At 67.8% G+C, this 17,425-nt stretch carries 15 protein-coding genes and 3 pseudogenes; 16 read left to right on the forward strand and 2 right to left on the reverse strand.

The annotated features are described in order from the left end of the window. Positions 1-13 precede the first annotated feature (13 nt). From ybeY to trmB, 6 genes and pseudogenes are all read left to right on the forward strand, one after another. Entirely contained in the window at positions 14-481 is a 468-nt protein-coding gene (gene ybeY / locus ACHMW8_RS07935) for an rRNA maturation RNase YbeY (protein ID WP_395445923.1), read from the forward strand. Between the two features lie 8 nt (positions 482-489). Next, positions 490-1,414 (forward strand): annotated as a pseudogene (locus ACHMW8_RS07940) (transporter associated domain-containing protein). After that, on the forward strand, positions 1,411-3,018 hold the full coding sequence (lnt, locus tag ACHMW8_RS07945) for an apolipoprotein N-acyltransferase (RefSeq protein ID WP_395445198.1): 1,608 nt from the start codon (positions 1,411-1,413) through the stop codon (positions 3,016-3,018). Before ACHMW8_RS07940 ends, lnt begins: the two are co-directional and overlap by 4 nt. Positions 3,019-3,052: 34 nt before the next feature. Beyond that, positions 3,053-3,481: a helix-turn-helix domain-containing protein gene (locus ACHMW8_RS07950; protein ID WP_395445199.1), complete on the forward strand. Its 429-nt coding sequence runs from the start codon at positions 3,053-3,055 to the stop codon at positions 3,479-3,481. A 113-nt stretch (positions 3,482-3,594) separates the two neighbouring features. Next, a complete protein-coding gene (gene metK, locus ACHMW8_RS07955; RefSeq protein WP_395445200.1) occupies positions 3,595-4,818 on the forward strand; it encodes a methionine adenosyltransferase in 1,224 nt (407 codons plus the stop codon). Positions 4,819-4,909: 91 nt separating this feature from the next. Next, positions 4,910-5,590: a tRNA (guanosine(46)-N7)-methyltransferase TrmB gene (gene trmB, locus ACHMW8_RS07960; RefSeq protein ID WP_395445201.1), complete on the forward strand. Its 681-nt coding sequence runs from the start codon at positions 4,910-4,912 to the stop codon at positions 5,588-5,590. On the opposite strand, the gene ACHMW8_RS07965 is transcribed toward trmB, so the two are convergent. Both ACHMW8_RS07965 and ppa read right to left on the reverse strand, forming a co-directional pair. Beyond that, on the reverse strand, positions 5,580-5,990 hold the full coding sequence (locus ACHMW8_RS07965) for a DUF5990 family protein (RefSeq protein ID WP_395445202.1): 411 nt from the start codon (positions 5,988-5,990) through the stop codon (positions 5,580-5,582). The genes trmB and ACHMW8_RS07965 overlap by 11 nt on opposite strands. A 9-nt stretch (positions 5,991-5,999) precedes the next feature. After that, positions 6,000-6,533: an inorganic diphosphatase gene (gene ppa, locus ACHMW8_RS07970; RefSeq protein WP_013077233.1), complete on the reverse strand. Its 534-nt coding sequence runs from the start codon at positions 6,531-6,533 to the stop codon at positions 6,000-6,002. Positions 6,534-6,894: 361 nt separating this feature from the next. Between ppa and rimP the strand changes: the two genes are divergently transcribed. The 10 genes and pseudogenes from rimP (at position 6,895) to rpsO (ending at position 17,182) form a co-directional block, all read left to right on the forward strand. After that, complete coding sequence (rimP, locus tag ACHMW8_RS07975) at positions 6,895-7,470, forward strand: ribosome maturation factor RimP (protein WP_395445203.1); 576 nt, start codon at positions 6,895-6,897, stop codon at positions 7,468-7,470. Between the two features lie 2 nt (positions 7,471-7,472). After that, positions 7,473-9,155, forward strand: coding sequence for a transcription termination factor NusA (nusA, locus tag ACHMW8_RS07980; protein ID WP_125158888.1), 1,683 nt, complete (start codon positions 7,473-7,475; stop codon positions 9,153-9,155). Between the two features lie 68 nt (positions 9,156-9,223). Beyond that, positions 9,224-9,871, forward strand: a complete 648-nt coding sequence (locus tag ACHMW8_RS07985) for an RNA-binding protein (RefSeq protein ID WP_125159056.1) — start codon at positions 9,224-9,226, stop codon at positions 9,869-9,871. Positions 9,872-10,166: 295 nt separating this feature from the next. Beyond that, positions 10,167-13,245, forward strand: a pseudogene (gene infB / locus ACHMW8_RS07990) (translation initiation factor IF-2). A gap of 115 nt (positions 13,246-13,360) precedes the next feature. Beyond that, entirely contained in the window at positions 13,361-13,876 is a 516-nt protein-coding gene (locus ACHMW8_RS07995) for a DUF2939 domain-containing protein (protein WP_125158886.1), read from the forward strand. Positions 13,877-13,968: 92 nt separating this feature from the next. Continuing rightward, positions 13,969-14,463, forward strand: a complete 495-nt coding sequence (locus ACHMW8_RS08000) for a hypothetical protein (RefSeq protein ID WP_395445924.1) — start codon at positions 13,969-13,971, stop codon at positions 14,461-14,463. A gap of 127 nt (positions 14,464-14,590) precedes the next feature. Next, positions 14,591-15,376 (forward strand): dienelactone hydrolase family protein, encoded by a 786-nt coding sequence (locus ACHMW8_RS08005; RefSeq protein ID WP_395445204.1) that lies wholly within the window; start codon positions 14,591-14,593, stop codon positions 15,374-15,376. 112 nt (positions 15,377-15,488) lie between these two features. Continuing rightward, positions 15,489-15,968: a 30S ribosome-binding factor RbfA gene (gene rbfA / locus ACHMW8_RS08010; protein WP_125158883.1), complete on the forward strand. Its 480-nt coding sequence runs from the start codon at positions 15,489-15,491 to the stop codon at positions 15,966-15,968. A gap of 2 nt (positions 15,969-15,970) precedes the next feature. After that, positions 15,971-16,898, forward strand: a pseudogene (gene truB / locus ACHMW8_RS08015) (tRNA pseudouridine(55) synthase TruB). Positions 16,899-16,912: 14 nt separating this feature from the next. Beyond that, complete coding sequence (gene rpsO, locus ACHMW8_RS08020) at positions 16,913-17,182, forward strand: 30S ribosomal protein S15 (protein WP_125158881.1); 270 nt, start codon at positions 16,913-16,915, stop codon at positions 17,180-17,182. Positions 17,183-17,425: the final 243 nt, after the last annotated feature.

The raw sequence follows: 17,425 nt of genomic DNA on the forward strand, positions 1-17,425 counted from the left end.
CATCACCGTCGACATCGAGATCGAAGACGAGGCCTGGACCCGGGCCGAGGCGGATACCGAGGCTCTGGTCTGGCGCGCGGCCCAGGCCGTGCTGGACGCGCATGAGGAGATCGAAGGCCAGGGGATCGTGATCCTGCTGACCGACGACGACAGCGTCCAGGCCCTGAACCGCGACTTCCGCCAGAAGGACTACGCGACCAACGTCTTGTCCTTCCCCTCGCCCCGGAATCCGGAAGCCAACCCCGAGGGTCAGATCGGCGACATCGCCCTGGCCTACGGCGTTTGCGCGCGCGAAGCGGCCGAACAGGGCAAGCCTCTCGCCCATCACCTGCAACATCTGGTGGCGCACGGCGTGCTTCATCTCCTAGGATATGACCACGAGGACGACGAAGAGGCCGAGGCCATGGAGTCGTTCGAGCGCGAAATTCTGGCGGGTCTGGATGTTCCAGATCCCTATGCCGGTGATGAAGAGGGGCGCTGACAGGGGCCATGCCCAGCGACGAGCCTAGTCAACAGCCCGCCGGTCTGGCTCGCAGGAGCCGGGGCGTGCGGGCGTTTTTCCGGCGTATGCGCCGACAGCTGACCGGCGGCGAGCCTTCGCGGCCGCCCGAACCGCCGCCCGCGACCGGAGCCGTCGACATCGTCGACCAGGCCGAGGCTTTCCAGACCCTGCGGGTGGCCGACGTCATGACGCCGCGCGCCGACATCGTCTCGGTCGAGCTCTCGACCCCGTTCGAGACGGTCGTCGCCCAGTTCGCCGAGGCCGAACACTCGCGGATGCCGATCTATCGCGAGACCCTCGACGATCCCGTCGGCGTCGTCCACGTCAAGGATATCTTCCGCCTGCTGTCCGACGAGGCCAAGCGGCCGGGCGCGGGCGACCTCGTGCTGAACAAGCTGCGCCGTGACGCGTTGTACGTGCCCGCTTCGATGAAGGCCGCCGACCTCCTGCTCCGCATGCGCACCAGTCGAATCCACATGGCCCTGGTCATCGACGAGTTCGGCGGCACCGACGGTCTGGTCTCGATGGAGGACCTGATCGAGGCGGTGGTCGGCGAGATCGACGACGAGCACGACGACGCGGCCGCGGCGGCGATCGTGGCGCGTCCCGGCGGGATGTTCGACGCGGACGCCCGCGCGCCGCTGGAAGAACTGGAAGCCGCCCTCGGTCGCGAACTGGCCCCCCTCCGACATGGAGGAGGACATCGACACGGTCGCCGGCCTGGTCGTGGCCCTGGCCGGGCGCGTGCCGCGTCGCGGCGAGGTCATCGCCCATCCGGACGGCTACGAGTTCGAGGTGGTCGAGGCCGATCCGCGTCGCGTACGCCGCGTGCGGGTGCGTGTCGGCCGCTCGCCGGACGCCGCCGTTGCGCCGGCGGGCGGGGGCGTCTCCGAGGGCCTTGGGGCTTCGTGACGAACGTCTGGACCCGCTTTCGAGAACGGCCCTGGAGCGGGCCGGTCCTGGCGCTGGTCGCGGGTCTCGCCGCCGCCCTGGCCCATCCGCCGTTCGGCCTTCTGCCGGGCCTGCTGGGCTATGCCGGTCTTCTCCATCTGCTGGACGACGCCAACGCGGCCAGGCCTTTGCGCTCGGCCTTCTGGCGCGGCTGGCTGGCGGGCTTAGGCTATTTCGGTCTCGGCACCTGGTGGATCGCGGAAGCCTTCATGGTCGACGCCGCCAACCAGGGCTGGATGGCCCCCTTCGCCGTGGCGGCCATGGCCTCGGGCCTGGCGCTGTTCTGGGGCCTGGCGGCGCTCGTCTATCGCTGGATCCGGCCGGCGGGCGCATGGCGGATCCTGACCTTCGCTGGAGCCTTTGCGGCGCTGGAATGGACGCGCGGCCACGTGCTGACCGGCTTTCCCTGGAACCTGCCGGGCGAGACCTGGCGGGCCGGATCCTGGCCGTCCCAGGCCGCCGCCCTGGTCGGCGCCTACGGCCTGACCTGGATCACCCTGGCCCTCGCCGCCGCCCCCGCCGTGTCCATAGCGTCCTGGCGCGAGGGTCGGGCCGGGAAGATCGTGCTGGGCTCGGCCGCCGCCGCCCTTGTCGCGCTTTACGCCTATGGCGCGGTGGTCCAGTCGCGGCCGCTGGGCGACGGCCCCCCGATCACCGTGCGTATCGTCCAGGCCGACATCCAGCAGGACGCCAAGTGGGACGCGGTCCGGTTCTCTCAGATCGTCCAGTCCTACGTCTCGCTGACCGCGGCGCCCTACAAGGGCAAGCCCGCCGACATCGTCATCTGGCCGAGGGCGCCTTGCCCGCCGGCGACCAACGACTATCTGGCGCCGGGGACCTGGGTCCGCCAGGCGATCATCGACAGTCTGCACCCCGGACAACTGCTGCTGATCGGCGGCTATCGCTATGAGGGGGCGATCCAGGCGCCGGTCTATTACAACAGCTTGATCGCCCTGCGTCGCACGGCCGACGATCTCGAGGTCGTCGGGGTCTATGACAAACATCGGCTGGTGCCGTTCGGCGAATATCTGCCGGCCGAGACGTTCCTCACCCTGATCGGATTCAAGAGCCTGGCGCATCTGGGCGACGGCTTCGCCACGGGGCCGCGCCCGGCCCCGCTGCGGATCGCGCCCGACCTGCTGGTCCAGCCGCTGATCTGCTATGAGAGCCTGTTCCCGGGACTGGCCAAGAGCGATCAGAACGTCCGGGTCCTGATCAATGTTTCGAATGACGCCTGGTTCGGCGTGACGTCCGGCCCCTTGCAGCACCTCAATCTGGCCAGCTATCGCGCCATCGAAAGCGCCAAGCCGATCCTGCGCGCCACGCCCACCGGAGTAAGCGCTGTCATCGATGCGCGTGGTCGAATCGTCCCGGGAGCGCGACTCGATTTAGGCAAAAGCGGCGTCATCGATGCGCCAATACCGGGAAAAGGTGAGGTTACACCCTTCGACAACTTCGGGAATCTCGCGTTTCTCGCGCTTCTACTGACATCTGCGGTTGCGTCAGTTCGCCCGCGGGCAGGTAAATCCTTTTCCTCTATTGCGCGCTTGCAAGACTTAGGCTGAATTAAAACCGCAATTTCAGCTATCAAGCGTAGGTATGAACGACCTGCCGGACACCGTACGTCACCCCAACCCCGTCGACCTGCACGTGGGAGCGCGTATCCGCATGCGCCGGAAGATCCTGGGCGTCAGCCAGGAGCGGCTGGCCGAGGACCTGGGGCTGACCTTCCAGCAGATCCAGAAGTACGAGCGCGGGGCCAACCGGGTCAGCGCCAGCAAGCTGTATGAGATCGCCAAGAGCCTGCGGTCGTCGGTGGCCTATTTCTTCGAGGGCCTGGCTGACACCGCCAGCGAGGGCATGGCCGAGGGCGGCGAGGGGTTCGTCCACGATTTCCTGATGACGCCCGAGGGGCTGGAACTGGCCAGCCTGTTCCCCCGGATCACCAAGCCGAAGGTGCGCCGGCGGATCCTGGAGCTGGTCCGCTCGATGGCCGACGACGAGGACGTCGGTGACGACGAGGCGTAAGTCTCTCAAGCGCCGCTTGATCGCATAAACATATCTTTATATGGTTCCCGTCTAACTGACGCCGTACCGGGCGCCTGTCCGCCTGCGCGGAATTTCATGACCGGAGCTGTCTCTTGAGCCGTTCGTCCTACATCTTCACCAGCGAGAGCGTCTCCGAAGGTCACCCCGACAAGGTCGCCGACCGTATCAGCGACACCGTCGTCGACGCCTTTCTCACTGTCGATCCCGAGGCGCGCGTCGCCTGCGAGACCCTGGTGACGACCAACCGCATCGTCCTGGCCGGCGAAGTCCGCGCCGGCAAGCCGGATGGCGACAAGAAGGCCAACAAGCAGCTGACCAAGGACATCCTCGGCTCGCTCGAACCCAAGGTTCGCGCGGCGATCAAGGATATCGGCTACGAGCAGAAGGGCTTCCACTGGCAGAAGGCGAAGTACTCGAACTTCCTGCACGGCCAGTCGGCGCACATCGCCCAGGGCGTGGACGCCACCGACAAGAAGGACGAGGGCGCCGGCGACCAGGGCATCATGTTCGGCTACGCCAGCACCGAGACCCCGGAGCTGATGCCGGCCACCCTGCAATACAGCCACAATGTGCTGAAGCGCCTGGCCGAGCTGCGTCACAGCGGCGAGCTGTCGGAGCTGGAGCCGGACGCCAAGAGCCAGGTGACCCTGGAATATGACGGCAACGGCCGCCCCGTGCGCGTCGTCTCGATCGTCGTGAGCCATCAGCACAAGAAGAAGATCGACGGCAAGGCCGCGACCTCCAAGCGCGTGCTGGACCTGATCAAGCCGCACATCCTGCCGATCTTCCCGGACGGCCTGATCACCAAGAAGACCCAGTGGCTGGTCAATCCGACCGGTCGCTTCGAGATCGGCGGCCCCGACGGCGACGCCGGCGTCACCGGCCGCAAGATCATCGTCGACACCTACGGCGGCGCGGCCCCGCACGGCGGCGGCGCCTTCTCGGGCAAGGATCCGACCAAGGTGGACCGCTCGGCCGCCTATGCCTGCCGCTATCTGGCCAAGAACGTCGTGGCCTCGGGCCTGGCCGACCGCTGCACCATCCAGATCGCCTACGCGATCGGCGTGGCCCAGCCCGTCTCGTTCCACGTCGACCTTCACGGCACCGGCAAGGTGGATCCGGCGGCCCTGGAAAAGGTGCTGCCGCAGCTGATCGGCGGCGCCACCCCGCGCGCCATCCGCGAGCACCTGCAGCTGAACCGCCCGATCTACGCCCGCACCGCGGCCTACGGCCACTTCGGCCGCACGCCGGACAATGAGGGCGGCTTCTCGTGGGAGAAGACCGACCTCGTGGGCGAACTGAAGGGCCTGGCGTAAGCCTCACCTTCGACCCCTCGCGAAACGGGCTCCGATCCATCCGGGTCGGAGCCCGTTTTCATTTCGCTTTCAAAGCTCTAAGACGCCGCCCATGACCTCCGCTCCCATTCCCCACGGGCCGCTGCGCTCGTTCGGCCGCATCAAGGCGCGCCCGGTGAAGCCGCGCCAGCAGGCGTTGCTCGACACCCTGCTGCCCGAGATCGCCGTGCCGCAGGGCCCGTTCCAGCCGCTGGACCTGATGCCGGACGCCAAGGCCGTATGGCTGGAGATCGGCTTCGGCGGCGGCGAGCACATGGCCGCCCAGGCCGGCCGGGTTCCCGAGACCCTGGTCATCGGGGCCGAGCCGTTCGTCAACGGCGTGGCCAGCGCCGTGCGGCACGTCGAGGAGCAGGCGCTGAAGAACGTCCGCATCCACGAGGGCGACGCCCGCGACGTGATCGACTGGCTGCCGGACGCCAGTCTCGACCGGGTCTTCATCATGTTCCCTGACCCCTGGCACAAGGCGCGACACAACAAGCGCCGCCTGATCCAGCCGGAGTTCGTCGCCAGGCTGGCGCGGGTCATGAAGCCGGGCGCGGCCCTGCGCTTCGCCACCGACTGGGCGGATTACGGCGAGTGGACCACCGAGCGGGTGCTGGCCGATGCGAACTTCCGCTTTACCGACGTCAACGCCGACCGCAATGCGATCCCGGCCGACCACGTCACCACGCGCTACGAGGAAAAGAAGCTGGGCGACTGCGCGCCGGTGTTCCTGGATTTCGTCAGGATCTGACGCGCGCCCACGCCCTGAGCAGCGGCACGGTGGCGCAGGCCGGCCCGCCGTCCTTGGCGCGGCCGGCGATGGTCGCCTCCAGAACCTCGCCCGCGACGAGGTCGGCCGGCAGGTCATGCAGGTAGATCTTGGCCCGCCGCCGCCACTCCGTCTGGCAGTCGCCCGCCGCTTGGCCCGAGGCCACATAGACGAACCGTCCGCGGCTGTCGTTGCGCACGAAGCCGCCGCCGGGGCGAAGGCCGCTTGGCGTCGGGGTCAAGGTGATCGGGATGTCGAAGGAGAGGTCGCCCTCTGACCTCACCGGATCGACCGGGTGGTTCTTGGCGTCCTGTTTGGAAAAGACCACGCCCGGCGGCGGGTCGGCCAGGATGATCCGCAAGGTGAGATCGATCCTGGCCATTGTCGAAACCTAGTACGTCTCGTTGTAGCGCTTGATCGCCGTGCGGATGATGTCGGCGGTCTCTTCGATATCGGCCCAGCCGCTGATCTTGGTCGACTTGCCCTTTTCCAGGTCCTTGTAGTGCTGGAAGAAGTGGGCGATCTGCTCGGTCAGGATGGTCGGCAGGTCGCGCCAGCTGGACACGCCGGTGTAGAACGGGTGCAGCTTGTCGACCGGCACGGCCAGGATCTTCTCGTCCGAACCGGCCTCGTCGACCATCATCAGGGTGCCGATCGGGCGGCAGCGGATGATCGCGCCCGGCACCACCGGGGTCGGGCCCACGACCATGATGTCGGCCGGGTCGCCGTCGTCGGCCAGGGTGTGCGGGATGAAGCCGTAGTTGGCCGGATAGAACATCGCCGTGTGCAGGAAGCGGTCGACCATGAGGGCGCCGCTTTCCTTGTCGATCTCGTACTTCACCGGCTCGCCGCCCTGCGGGATCTCGATGATGGCGTTGAGGTCGTAAGGCGGGTTGGCCCCGGTGGGGATCTTGGAGAGGTCCATTGTGACTCTTCGTCTTATGAGGTCCGCGGGGAGGCGGCCTGCGCGGGCTGGCTTATAGAGCGTGATAGCCAAAAGTGTGAGCGGTTTTGGCGGCCATCACGCTCTACTTTTTTCAAAACGAGGCTGTTTATCCATTTTGGATGCAGGCATCCCAAATGGACAGGCTCTTCCTAAAATTGCTGCGGCGCGGAAGGGGCGTGCGCCGATGGAGTCGACAAGGTTTTTCAATTCGCCTATAAAGCGTCCTACATCGTCCGTTAGCGCTAGATGGCGCTTTCGAGCGGCGGCCCGAAAGGCTGCCGCTTTTTGTTTGGCCGAACGGGAGCTTGGCCTCCCCCGGCCGTATCGAGTTGAGAAGAACGTGCGCGGCAAGACGCAGGAAGACCGTGATCTGATCGACATGCTCGATCCCGTCGCCGAGACGCTTGGCTACGAGATCGTCCGGCTGCGCCTGATGGGCGGCGCCGAGCAGCGTCGCCTGCAGATCATGGCCGAACATCCGCTGCAGGAAGACGGCAGCGGCGGCGACATGAACGTCGAGGACTGCGCGCGCCTGTCGCGCGGCATTTCCGAAATCCTCGACGCCGCCGACCCGATCGCCGGCGAATATACGCTGGAGGTCTCCAGCCCCGGCATCGATCGGCCGCTGACCCGCCTGAAGGATTTCGCCGACTATGCCGGCCTCGAGGCCCGCATCGAGCTGGACCGCGTGGCCGAGGGCCGCAAGCGCTTCAAGGGCGAGTTGGCCGGGATCGAGGACGACCAGGTCGGCCTGAATATCGAGGGCGAGGACGACGTGACCGTCTACTTCCCCTTCGCCTGGATCATCGACGCCAAGCTCGTCATGACCGACACCCTGATGAAACGGGGCGCCGAACAGCGCGCCGCCCGCATCCAATCCGACAACGACGACCTGTCCGAAAGTGAAGAGGACTAATCATGGCCATCGGCATCGCCGCCAACCGGCTTGAACTTCTGCAGATCGCCGACGCGGTCGCGCGTGAAAAAGGCATCGAGAAGGAAGTCGTCATCGAGGCCATCGAGGACGCGCTCCAGAAGGCCGCGCGCGCCCGCTACGGCGCCGAGCACGACATCCGCGTCAAGATCGATCCGCGCACCGGCGAGACGACGCAGAAGCGCGTGATCGAGGTCGTCGCCGACGACGCCGAACTCGAAGGCGAGATCGGCAAGGTCCAGCTGTCGATCGCCAAGCGCACCTGGCGCGACGCCGAGATCGGCAAGATCTACGAAGAAACCCTGCCGCCGTTCGAGATCGGCCGCGTCCAGACCCAGATGGCCCGCCAGGTCGTCATGCATAAGGTCCGCGAAGCCGAGCGCGAGCGTCAGCACGAAGAGTACAAGGATCGCGTCGGCGAGATCGTCAACGGCAGCGTCAAGCGCGTCGAATACGGCAACGTCATCGTCGACCTGGGCCGCGGCGAAGGCATCATGCGCCGCGACCAGTCGATCCCGCGCGAGAACTTCAACGTCGGCGACCGCATCCGCGCCTACATCTACGACGTCCGCCGCGAGACCAAGGGTCCGCAGATCATGCTGAGTCGCGCGCACGGCGGCTTCATGGCCAAGCTGTTCGCCCAGGAAGTGCCGGAAGTCTATGACGGCGTCATCGAGATCCGCGCCGTGGCCCGCGACCCGGGTTCGCGCGCCAAGATGGCCGTCATCTCCAATGACAGCTCGATCGACCCCGTCGGCGCCTGCGTCGGCATGCGCGGCTCGCGCGTGCAGGCGGTCGTGGCCGAGCTGCAGGGCGAGAAGATCGACATCATCCAGTGGTCGGAAGACGAGGCGACCTTCATCGTCAACGCCCTGGCCCCGGCCGAGGTCTCCAAGGTCGTCATGGACGAGGAGGACGAGCGCGTCGAAGTCGTGGTGCCGGACGAGCAGCTGTCGCTGGCCATCGGCCGCCGCGGCCAGAACGTCCGTCTGGCCTCGCAGCTGACCGGCTGGCAGATCGACATCATGACCGAGAGCCAGGAGAGCGAGCGCCGTCAGCGCGAGTTCGCCGAGCGCACCACCCTGTTCCAGGAAGCCCTGGACGTCGACGAGGTCATCGCCCAGCTGCTGGTCACCGAAGGCTTCGCCGCGGTGGAAGACGTGGCGTTCGTCGAGCCGCATGAAATCGCCTCGATCGAGGGCTTCGACGAGGAGACCGCCGAGGAGCTGCAGGCCCGCGCCCGCGAATTCCTCGACAAGGAAGCCGCCGCCCTGGACGCCAAGCGTCTGGAGCTGGGCGTCCAGGACGAGCTCCTGGCCATCGAGGGCGTGACCCTGGCCATGGCCGTGGCCCTGGGCGAAGGCGACGTGAAGACGGTGGAAGACCTCGCGGGTCTGGTGCCGGACGACATGCGCGGCTGGTTCGAGACCAAGAACGGCGAGCGCGTGCGCGAGCCGGGCATCCTGGAAAGCTTCAACCTGTCGCCGGAAGACGCCGAAGCCCTGATCATGCGCGCCCGCGTCGCCATGGGCTGGGTCGAAGCTCCGCCGGAGCCGGAATATGAGCCGGAATACGAAGCGCAAGCCGAGTATGAGGCCGAGGGCGAAGGCGAAACCGTCGCCGAAGCCGCCGCGACCGAAGACGTCGCCGCCGAAGAAGAGGCCTAAGCCCTTCGGAGCTTGAAATGACGGCCTCGCGGAGCGATCCGCGAGGCCGTTCGCCATTCCAGGACAAGATGACCGAGACCGACCCCAAGACCCACGCCGAGGCCAACCGTCTGCGCAAGGACATCGTCCTGGGCGAGGCGACGGACGAGGCGCGCCTGGTCCGCTTCGTGGCGGGGCCGGATGGGACGGTCACGCCGGACGTGGCGAGAAAGTTGCCGGGGCGTGGCATCTGGGTCGGCGCCGACCGGGAGTCGATCGCCACCGCGGCCAAGAAGGGCCTGTTCTCGCGCGCGGCCAAGACCAAGCTGACGGTTCCGGCCGACCTCGCCGACCAGGTCGAGGCCCTGCTGGTCCGCCGGCTGCTGGAGGGCCTGGGTCTTGCGCGCAAGGCTGGAAGCATTATCTCCGGATACGAAAAGGTGGTCGCCGCCCTGGGAACGGGCAAGGTGGCCTGGCTGATCGAGGCGTCCGACGCGGCCGCCGACGGTCGCCGCAAGATACTTTCCGCCGCCCGAAAGGCCCCAACGCCGCCCCGTTTGCTGGGCGCATTCAATTCGGACGAATTGAGTTTGGCCTTGGGCGGGGAGAATGTGATACACACCGCACTCCTCGCCGGGCGCGGCGCCGAACGTTGGACATTGGATGTCGAGCGTTTGTCAGGTTTCCGCCCGCTTTTGCCTCCCGAATGGTCGGCGAACGGACGTGAGGACGGCTAGCGGCCTTCCCGCCCTTGGCGGATGAGAAGGTCACTAGACTAAGAGGGCGGGCCTGTTCGCCCTGGTCGGTCAGCCGGCCGGAACAGGCTCTAGGGCTTTTGCATCCCACTGGATCCGCTTCAGTGCGATGGAAAAGCCCTAGAATCTTAGACGTTGGGCGCGGCTATTCGGGTCGCGTTCGTGAGTGAAGGGTCGGGAAACGCGCTTGCCTCGGCGGGTACGTCCAGGCCCCTTTCTCACATGGAAAATGCGGTTTTTTAGCCAGGTACCGCCTGGCGGAAGTACAAGCGAGCGCATGAGCGACGAGAACGAAAACGGCCGACCCGGCGGACGAGCCCCCATCACCCTCAAGCCCCGCCAGGGCTCGGTGAGCGCCGGGGTCGTGAAGCAGAGCTTCAGCCACGGCCGGACCAAGACGGTGGTGGTCGAAACCAAGCGCACGCGTCCGCATGCGCCCGCGACGGGCAATCTCGCCGCGCCGTCTTCGGCTGAGCGTCGCCATGATGCGCCGCCGCCGCGCCAGCAGTCATCGCAAGGCGGCCATGGTCCGTCAGGCGGCGGTTCGGCCGGTGGTCTCTCGCAGGAAGAATTGCGCGCTCGCCAGCGCGTCGTCGACGCCGCGCGCGAAAACCAAGCGCGCCAGGCGGCCGACCAGGCCGCCGCCGAGGCGCGCGCCCGGGCCGCCCAGGAAGCCGCTCAGCGCGAAGCCGCCGCCAAGGCCGCGGCCGAACGCGCCGCCGCCGCCCCGCCGGCTCAAGCGCCCGTCGCTCAAACCCCGGCTCCGGCTCCGGCTCCTGCTCCGGTCGCGCCCGCCGCGCCGGTGACGCCGCCTCCGGCCGCGCCGGTTCAGCGTCCCGTGGCCCAGGCTCCGGCCGCGCCGCGCGCCGAGGCTCCGCGCCAGGACGCCCCCCGCCATGAAGGTCCCCGCCCGGCGGCCCCGGCGGGTCAGACCCGCACCTACGAGCCGAGCCGCGACCGCCGCGACGACCGTCCGAGCACGACGACCTATCGTCCGGCCCCGCAAGGCGACCGTCCGTTCAACCAGCGCGCCCCGCGTCCCGACGCTGGCGCCAACTTCGGTCGAACGCGCCCCGCGTCCCGAGGGCGACCGCCCGCGCGGTCCTCGCCCCGACGGCGATCGTCCGCAAGGCGATCGCGGCGGCTATCGTGGCGACCGCCCGCAGGGTGATCGTCCGCAAGGCGACCGTCCGCAGCAGACCGTCCGCTACTCGGCCCTCGCGCCGCGTCCGGCGCCGGGCGCCCGCACGGGTCCCGGCGGCCCGCCGCGCGGCCCGCGTCCGGGCGTGCCGGCTCAGGCTCCGGCCACGCCGGAAATCCAACGCGCCATGCGTTCGGCCCCGCGCCCCGGCGGCGAAGTCAGCCGCCGTCCGGACGAGGACGACGATCGCCGCAAGGCCGCCAACGCGCCCAACAAGGCCGTGTCGCGCGTCAAGGGCGCTCCGCAGCGCCGTGAAGGCCGTCTGACCATCCAGGCCGTGGCCGGTGATGGGGATTCCGCCGACCGCATGCGTTCGCTGGCCTCGGTTCGCCGGGCCCGTGAACGTGAAAAGGAAAAGCGTCGCGGCGGCGTCGCCGAACAGACCCGCGTCGCGCGTGAAGTCGTCATTCCCGACGTCATCACCGTGCAGGAGCTGTCCAACCGGATGGCCGTGCGCGGCGTCGAGATCATCAAGTTCCTGATGCGTCAGGGCGTGATGCTGAAGATCAACGACGTCATCGACAACGACACCGCCGAGCTGGTGGCGACCGAATTCGGTCACACCGTGCGCCGCGTGTCGGAAGCCGACGTCGAAGAGGGCTTCATCGGCGCCGAGGACATCGACGATCACCTGGAGCCGCGTCCCCCGGTCGTGACGATCATGGGTCACGTCGACCACGGCAAGACCAGCCTGCTCGACGCCCTGCGCTCCACCGACGTGGCGGCCGGCGAACACGGCGGCATCACCCAGCACATCGGCGCCTATCAGGTTCGCCTGAAGGACGGCCAGCGCGTGACGTTCCTCGACACCCCCGGCCACGCCGCCTTCTCGGCGATGCGCGCCCGCGGCGCCAACATCACCGACATCGTCGTGCTGGTGGTGGCGGGCGACGACGGCGTGATGCCCCAGACGATCGAGGCGATCAAACACGCCAAGGCCGCCAACGTGCCCATCATCGTCGCCGTCAACAAGATGGACAAGCCCGGCTCGGATCCGACCCGCGTGGTCAACGAGCTGCTGCAGCACGAGATCGTCGTCGAAAGCCTGGGTGGCGACACCCAGCTGATCGAGGTCTCGGCCAAGGCCCGCACGGGCCTGGACAACCTGCTGGAAGCCATCCTGCTGCAGGCCGAAGTTCTGGACCTGAAGGCCAACCCCGACCGCACCGCCGACGGCGTGGTGATCGAGGCCAAGCTGGACAAGGGCCGCGGCGCGGTTTCGACCGTGCTGGTCAATCGCGGGACGCTGAAGCGCGGCGACATCGTCGTCGCCGGCGCCCAGTTCGGCCGGGTTCGCGCCCTGCTGAACGAGCGCAACGAGCAGCTGACCGAAGCAGGGCCAGCCACTCCGGTCGAGATCCTGGGTCTGGACGGCGTTCCCTCGCCCGGCGAAGCCTTCGCCGTGGTCGAGAACGAAGCCCGCGCCCGCGAGCTGACCGAGTACCGCATCCGCCAGAAGCGCGAGAAGTCGATGGCCCCGGTGGGCGCCGGCGCCTCGATGGCCGACATGATGGCCAAGCTGCAGGACAAGAAGCTGAAAGAACTGCCGCTGGTCATCAAGGCCGACGTGCAGGGTTCGGCCGAAGCGATCATCGGCTCGCTGGACAAGATGGCCACCGACGAGGTCCGCGCGCGGATCATCCTGTCGGGCGCCGGCGCGATCAGCGAAAGCGACGTCATGCTGGCCAAGGGCGCCGGCGCGCCGGTCATCGGCTTCAACGTCCGGGCTTCCGCCCAGGCGCGGGCCCTGGCCGAACGCGAAGGGGTCGAGATCCGTTACTACGCGATCATCTACGACCTGCTGGACGACATCAAAGGCGTGCTCTCGGGCATGCTGGCCCCGATCCAGCGCGAAACCTTCCTCGGCAACGCCGAGGTCCTGCAGGCCTTCGACATCTCGAAGATCGGCAAGGTCGCCGGCTGTAAGGTCACCGAAGGCGTGGTCCGCAAGGGCGCCAAGGTCCGGATCATCCGTCAGGACATCGTGGTTCTGGAACTGGGCACCCTGCAAACGCTCAAGCGCTTCAAGGACGAGGTCAACGAAGTCCCCGTCGGTCAGGAGTGCGGCATGATGTTCGCGGGCTTCCAGGACATCAAGGTCGGCGACACCATCGAGTGCTTCACCGTCGAGGAGATCAAGCGCCAGCTCGACTAAGAGCTGACCGCGAGGTCGAAAATTTAAAAGGGCGCGGATCGAAAGGTCCGCGCCCTTTGTCTTGAGCGCACAGCCAGACTGGAAATCGCCCCAATCCGGCGCTAACCCTTTCCACATGCGCATCAAGATCCTTCTCGCCCTGACCGCCGTCGCCGCTGGCTTGAGCGCCTGCGCGACCGTGAACCGGCTCGACGCCGGCGGCGACGTCCACGATCTGCTGGTCGCCATCCGCGACAACGACCGGGCGACCTTCGAGGCCCACGTCGATCGCCGGGCGCTGAAGGCCCAGATCGAGGCGCGTCTGGTGGACGAGGCCCGCCAGCGGGGCGGATCGAGCACCGGGGTCATGGCCCTTGCCGCCCTGGCGGCGGGACCGCTGGCCGACGCGGCCGGCGAGGCGCTGATCCGGCCGGAGACCTTCCACGCCGCCGCCAACTACTATGGCTACACGCCCGACCGGCCGATCCCGGGCCGGGTGGCGATCGCCGGGGCGCTGCGCCCTGTCGGCGACGGCCGGGTCTGCGCGGCCAAGAAGGACGGACCTTGCCTGCTGACCTTCACCCAGGAAGGGTCGACCTGGCGCCTGACCAGCTTCGACGCCGAGGCCGCGAACCTGCATCTGAAACGATGAAGCCAGCCGTATGGGGGGGCGCGGCCCTGGCCTTGGTGGCGGCGACGGCCTTAAACCTCTTGGCGGCCTCCGCCGCCTCGGCCGAAACGCGGATGTTCTCCTACGACCCGATCTCGACCGACGCCAGGCGGCTGACCGGCGCCGGGGTGACCATCCTGTTCAACCAGGGCTTCATGGGCGCCAGCCGGCCGATCAAGGTGCTGGCCACCGGCGTGCCGGCCGAGGCGCGGCTGAAGAACGGTCGCCAGAAGGACCTCGGTCCGGGCGGCCTCTCCGCCATGGAGGGCGTGGACGCCGACGCCGCGCTCTACGAGGTCGACGCCACGGCGGCTCAGGGCAAGATCTATGTCCGCGCCTTCTGCCCCGGCTCGACCCGGCTTTGGCTGTCGTTCAGCACCATCGCCCTGCGCCGCGACCTGCGGATCCAGGCGTTCGGAAATGATCCGAAAGCGGAGGGGAAGGCGCGGCTCTGCGGTACGCTGGATTTCTCGTATCGTGGCGAATGGCGCCTGCCCAGGGGCCGCAACGGTCCCGACCCGATGTCGGACTGGACCGACAATCCGCAGCATCCCGACACAACCAACTAGGCCTTCCGTCCCGCCTGGCCATCTCTCCGAACCTCCGGAGCAGGGCGGGTCCCCGACCCGTGTGGAAGCGGGCGATGGCCTTCTGATCCCGAGCGGTTTAGCGTCTCCGGGCGAAGAGGGGGCGGGCATGGCTGACGGGGATGCGCTGGCGGGGTTCGAGCGCTTCGACTTCGACGACGGGCGCTGGACGCGCGAGGTCTACAAGATCGGCGCCGGGCCGGCCGTGATCGTCATCCACGAGGTTCCGGGCCTGCATCCGGGCGTGCTGGCCTTCGCCCGCGACCTGGCCGCCTCCGGCCTGACCGCCTACTGCCCCAGCCTGTTCGGCACGCCCGCCAAGCCGGTCACGCGTGGCTATGCGATCGGGGAAATCCTCAAGAACATCTGCGTGCGGCGCGAGTTCAGCGTCTGGAAGGACGGCCGCTCCAGCCCGATCGTCGACTGGCTGCGGGCCCTGGCCCGCAAGGCGCACGAGGACTGCGGCGGCAGGGGCGTGGGGGCGGTGGGGATGTGCTTCACCGGAGGCTTCGCCCTGGCGATGATGACCGAGCCGGCCGTCGTCGCGCCGGTGCTGTCCCAACCGTCCCTGCCGCTGAACGGCAAGGGTCTGGACTGTTCGGCCTCGGAGCTGGCCTGCGCCAAGCGTCGGTTCAAGGACGAGGACCTGTCGCTGCTGGCCCTGCGCTTTTCCTCCGACAAGCTGGTGCCCAACGCCCGCATCGAACGTCTGAAGGCGGCGTTCGGCGACAAGGTCGAGGTGGTGGAACTGGCCGACGAGGACGCCGCGCCGGGCGTGCCCATGGCCCCGCACTCGGTCCTGACCCTGCACCTGCACCGCTCGGTCCCCGACAGCGGAAGCATGCGGGCCCGGGACAAGGTGATCGCCTTCTTCAAGGATCGGGTTGGCGCGTAGATAAAGGGGCGGGGCTGGACTTCCCGCCGTTTACGCGCCTAGACACCCCGCCTTCCGATTTTCCCCGCGACCGGCGTTCGATCCGCCGGCCGGGCCGCAAGGATTCCGCGCCATGAAGCGCCATGCCGATACCAAGAAGGCCGCCCCTGTCGGTCCCTCGCAACGCCAGCTCCGCGCCGGCGAACTGATCCGTCACGCCCTGGTCGACGTCTTCCGCGAGGAAGGCCTGGCCGATCCGGTGCTGGTCGGCGTCTCGATCACGGTGTCGGAGGTGCGGATGAGCCCCGACCTGCGGCACGCCGTCTGCTTCGTCGAACCGCTCGGCGCTGGCCTGAAGGGCGAGGCCGGCCGCGAGGACAAGGACATCGCCGAGGTCATCAAGGCCCTGAACCGGGGGGCGAGCTTCCTGCGCGGGCGTCTGGGCAAGCTGATCGACATGAAGTTCACGCCGGACCTGAAGTTCATCCACGACGAGAGCTTCGGCGCGGCGGCCCACATGGACCGCCTGTTCGACGACCCGCGCGTAAAGCAGGACACGCGCACCCTGGCGGACGTCCTTGGCGACGACGATGACCAAGGGGACGAGGCCTAGGCATGGCCCGCCGCAAGAAGGGCGACGCCGTCTCGGGCTGGATCTGCCTGGACAAGCCCTATGACCTGACCTCGACCACGGCCGTCAGCCGGGTGCGCCGTGCGTTCAACGCCAGAAGGGCGGCCATGCCGGGACGCTGGACCCGCTGGCCACCGGCATCTGCCGATCGCGCTGGGCGAGGCGACCAAGACCGTCCCGTTCCTGATGGACGCCGACAAGGCCTATCGCTTCACCATCGCCTGGGGCCGCGACACCACCACCCTGGACCGCGAGGGCGAGACGACCGGAACCTCCGACGTGCGGCCGACCCGCGAACAGATCGAGGCCGCGCTTCCCGCCTTCATCGGCGAGGTCGACCAGATCCCGCCGAACTTCTCGGCCATCAAGGTCGACGGCGAGCGCGCCTATGACCTGGCGCGCGACGGGTCGCGTTCGAGCTGCCGACCCGCAAGGTCAGCATCTTCGACCTGAAGATTGTCGAGCAGGCCGACGCCGACCACGTCACGCTGGAGATGGAATGCGGCAAGGGCACCTATGTCCGGGCCGTGGTCCGCGACCTAGCCAAGGCGCTGGGAACCTGCGGTCACGTCGCGGAGCTGCGCCGGACGCGGGTGGGCGACTTCGCCGAGGCGACCGCGATATCGCTGGAAACTCTTGAGAATTTGAGCTATAGGCCCGGCTGTCGGAGGCATTGCTTCCGGTCGAGACCGCGCTGGACGACATCCGGCGTTGGCCGTGACCGACGAAGACGCCTTCCGGCTTGCACAGGGACGCGCCATCGTCCTGCTTCCGAGGCAGGTTGAAACGCTGAAAGCCGAGCTCACGCCCGGCGATCGCACCGTTTCCGCCATGTCCGGCGACAGGTTGGTGGCCCTGTGCGAGATGCGCGCCGGGAAGCTCAATCCGGTGCGGGTCTTCCAACTCACCTGAGCGGAGACAACCCGATGTCGATCACCATCGAGCGCAAAGCCGCTCTCATCGCCGAACACGCCCGCTCCACTGGCGACACCGGCAGCGCTGAAGTCCAGGTCGCGATCCTCTCGGAACGCATCTCGAACCTGACCGAGCACTTCAAGACGCACAAGAAGGACAACCACAGCCGTCGTGGCCTGCTGAAGCTGGTTTCCCAGCGTCGCCGGCTTCTCGACCACCTGAAGAAGTCCGACGCCGGTCGCTATCAGGCCCTGATCGAAAAGCTGGGTCTGCGTCGCTAAGGCACAATTCGGCCGCTCTGCTTTCGTAGAGCGGCCGAACGTTTTCTGATGCGTGCCGGTCGAAAACGGTTTGCCGAAAATGGCTTCCGGCTTCGGCGCCTGTCACGCGAGAAAGTCCAAGCCTTCGTTTCGAGACAGGCCGAAACGAGAGGTTGCCGCGGGTCCGCCATGCGCGATCCGAACATGTAAGCCGGAGACCACCGTCTCCGGACGCCTGTCGAACTGGATGAGGAAATCGGACCG

It is taken from the genome of Caulobacter sp. UC70_42 (assembly GCF_044056025.1).
Lineage (GTDB): Bacteria > Pseudomonadota > Alphaproteobacteria > Caulobacterales > Caulobacteraceae > Caulobacter.

Excerpts from the sequence above, each read along its gene's own strand:
- ACHMW8_RS07950 (WP_395445199.1), top strand. The coding sequence starts at position 3,053 with ATGAACGACCTGCCGGACACCGTACGTCACCCCAACCCCGTCGACCTG.
- trmB (WP_395445201.1), top strand. The coding sequence starts at position 4,910 with ATGACCTCCGCTCCCATTCCCCACGGGCCGCTGCGCTCGTTCGGCCGC.
- ACHMW8_RS07965 (WP_395445202.1), bottom strand. The coding sequence starts at position 5,990 with ATGGCCAGGATCGATCTCACCTTGCGGATCATCCTGGCCGACCCGCCG.
- ppa (WP_013077233.1), bottom strand. The coding sequence starts at position 6,533 with ATGGACCTCTCCAAGATCCCCACCGGGGCCAACCCGCCTTACGACCTC.
- nusA (WP_125158888.1), top strand. The coding sequence starts at position 7,473 with ATGGCCATCGGCATCGCCGCCAACCGGCTTGAACTTCTGCAGATCGCC.
- ACHMW8_RS07985 (WP_125159056.1), top strand. The coding sequence starts at position 9,224 with ATGACCGAGACCGACCCCAAGACCCACGCCGAGGCCAACCGTCTGCGC.
- ACHMW8_RS07995 (WP_125158886.1), top strand. The coding sequence starts at position 13,361 with ATGCGCATCAAGATCCTTCTCGCCCTGACCGCCGTCGCCGCTGGCTTG.
- ACHMW8_RS08000 (WP_395445924.1), top strand. The coding sequence starts at position 13,969 with ATGTTCTCCTACGACCCGATCTCGACCGACGCCAGGCGGCTGACCGGC.
- ACHMW8_RS08005 (WP_395445204.1), top strand. The coding sequence starts at position 14,591 with ATGGCTGACGGGGATGCGCTGGCGGGGTTCGAGCGCTTCGACTTCGAC.
- rbfA (WP_125158883.1), top strand. The coding sequence starts at position 15,489 with ATGAAGCGCCATGCCGATACCAAGAAGGCCGCCCCTGTCGGTCCCTCG.
- rpsO (WP_125158881.1), top strand. The coding sequence starts at position 16,913 with ATGTCGATCACCATCGAGCGCAAAGCCGCTCTCATCGCCGAACACGCC.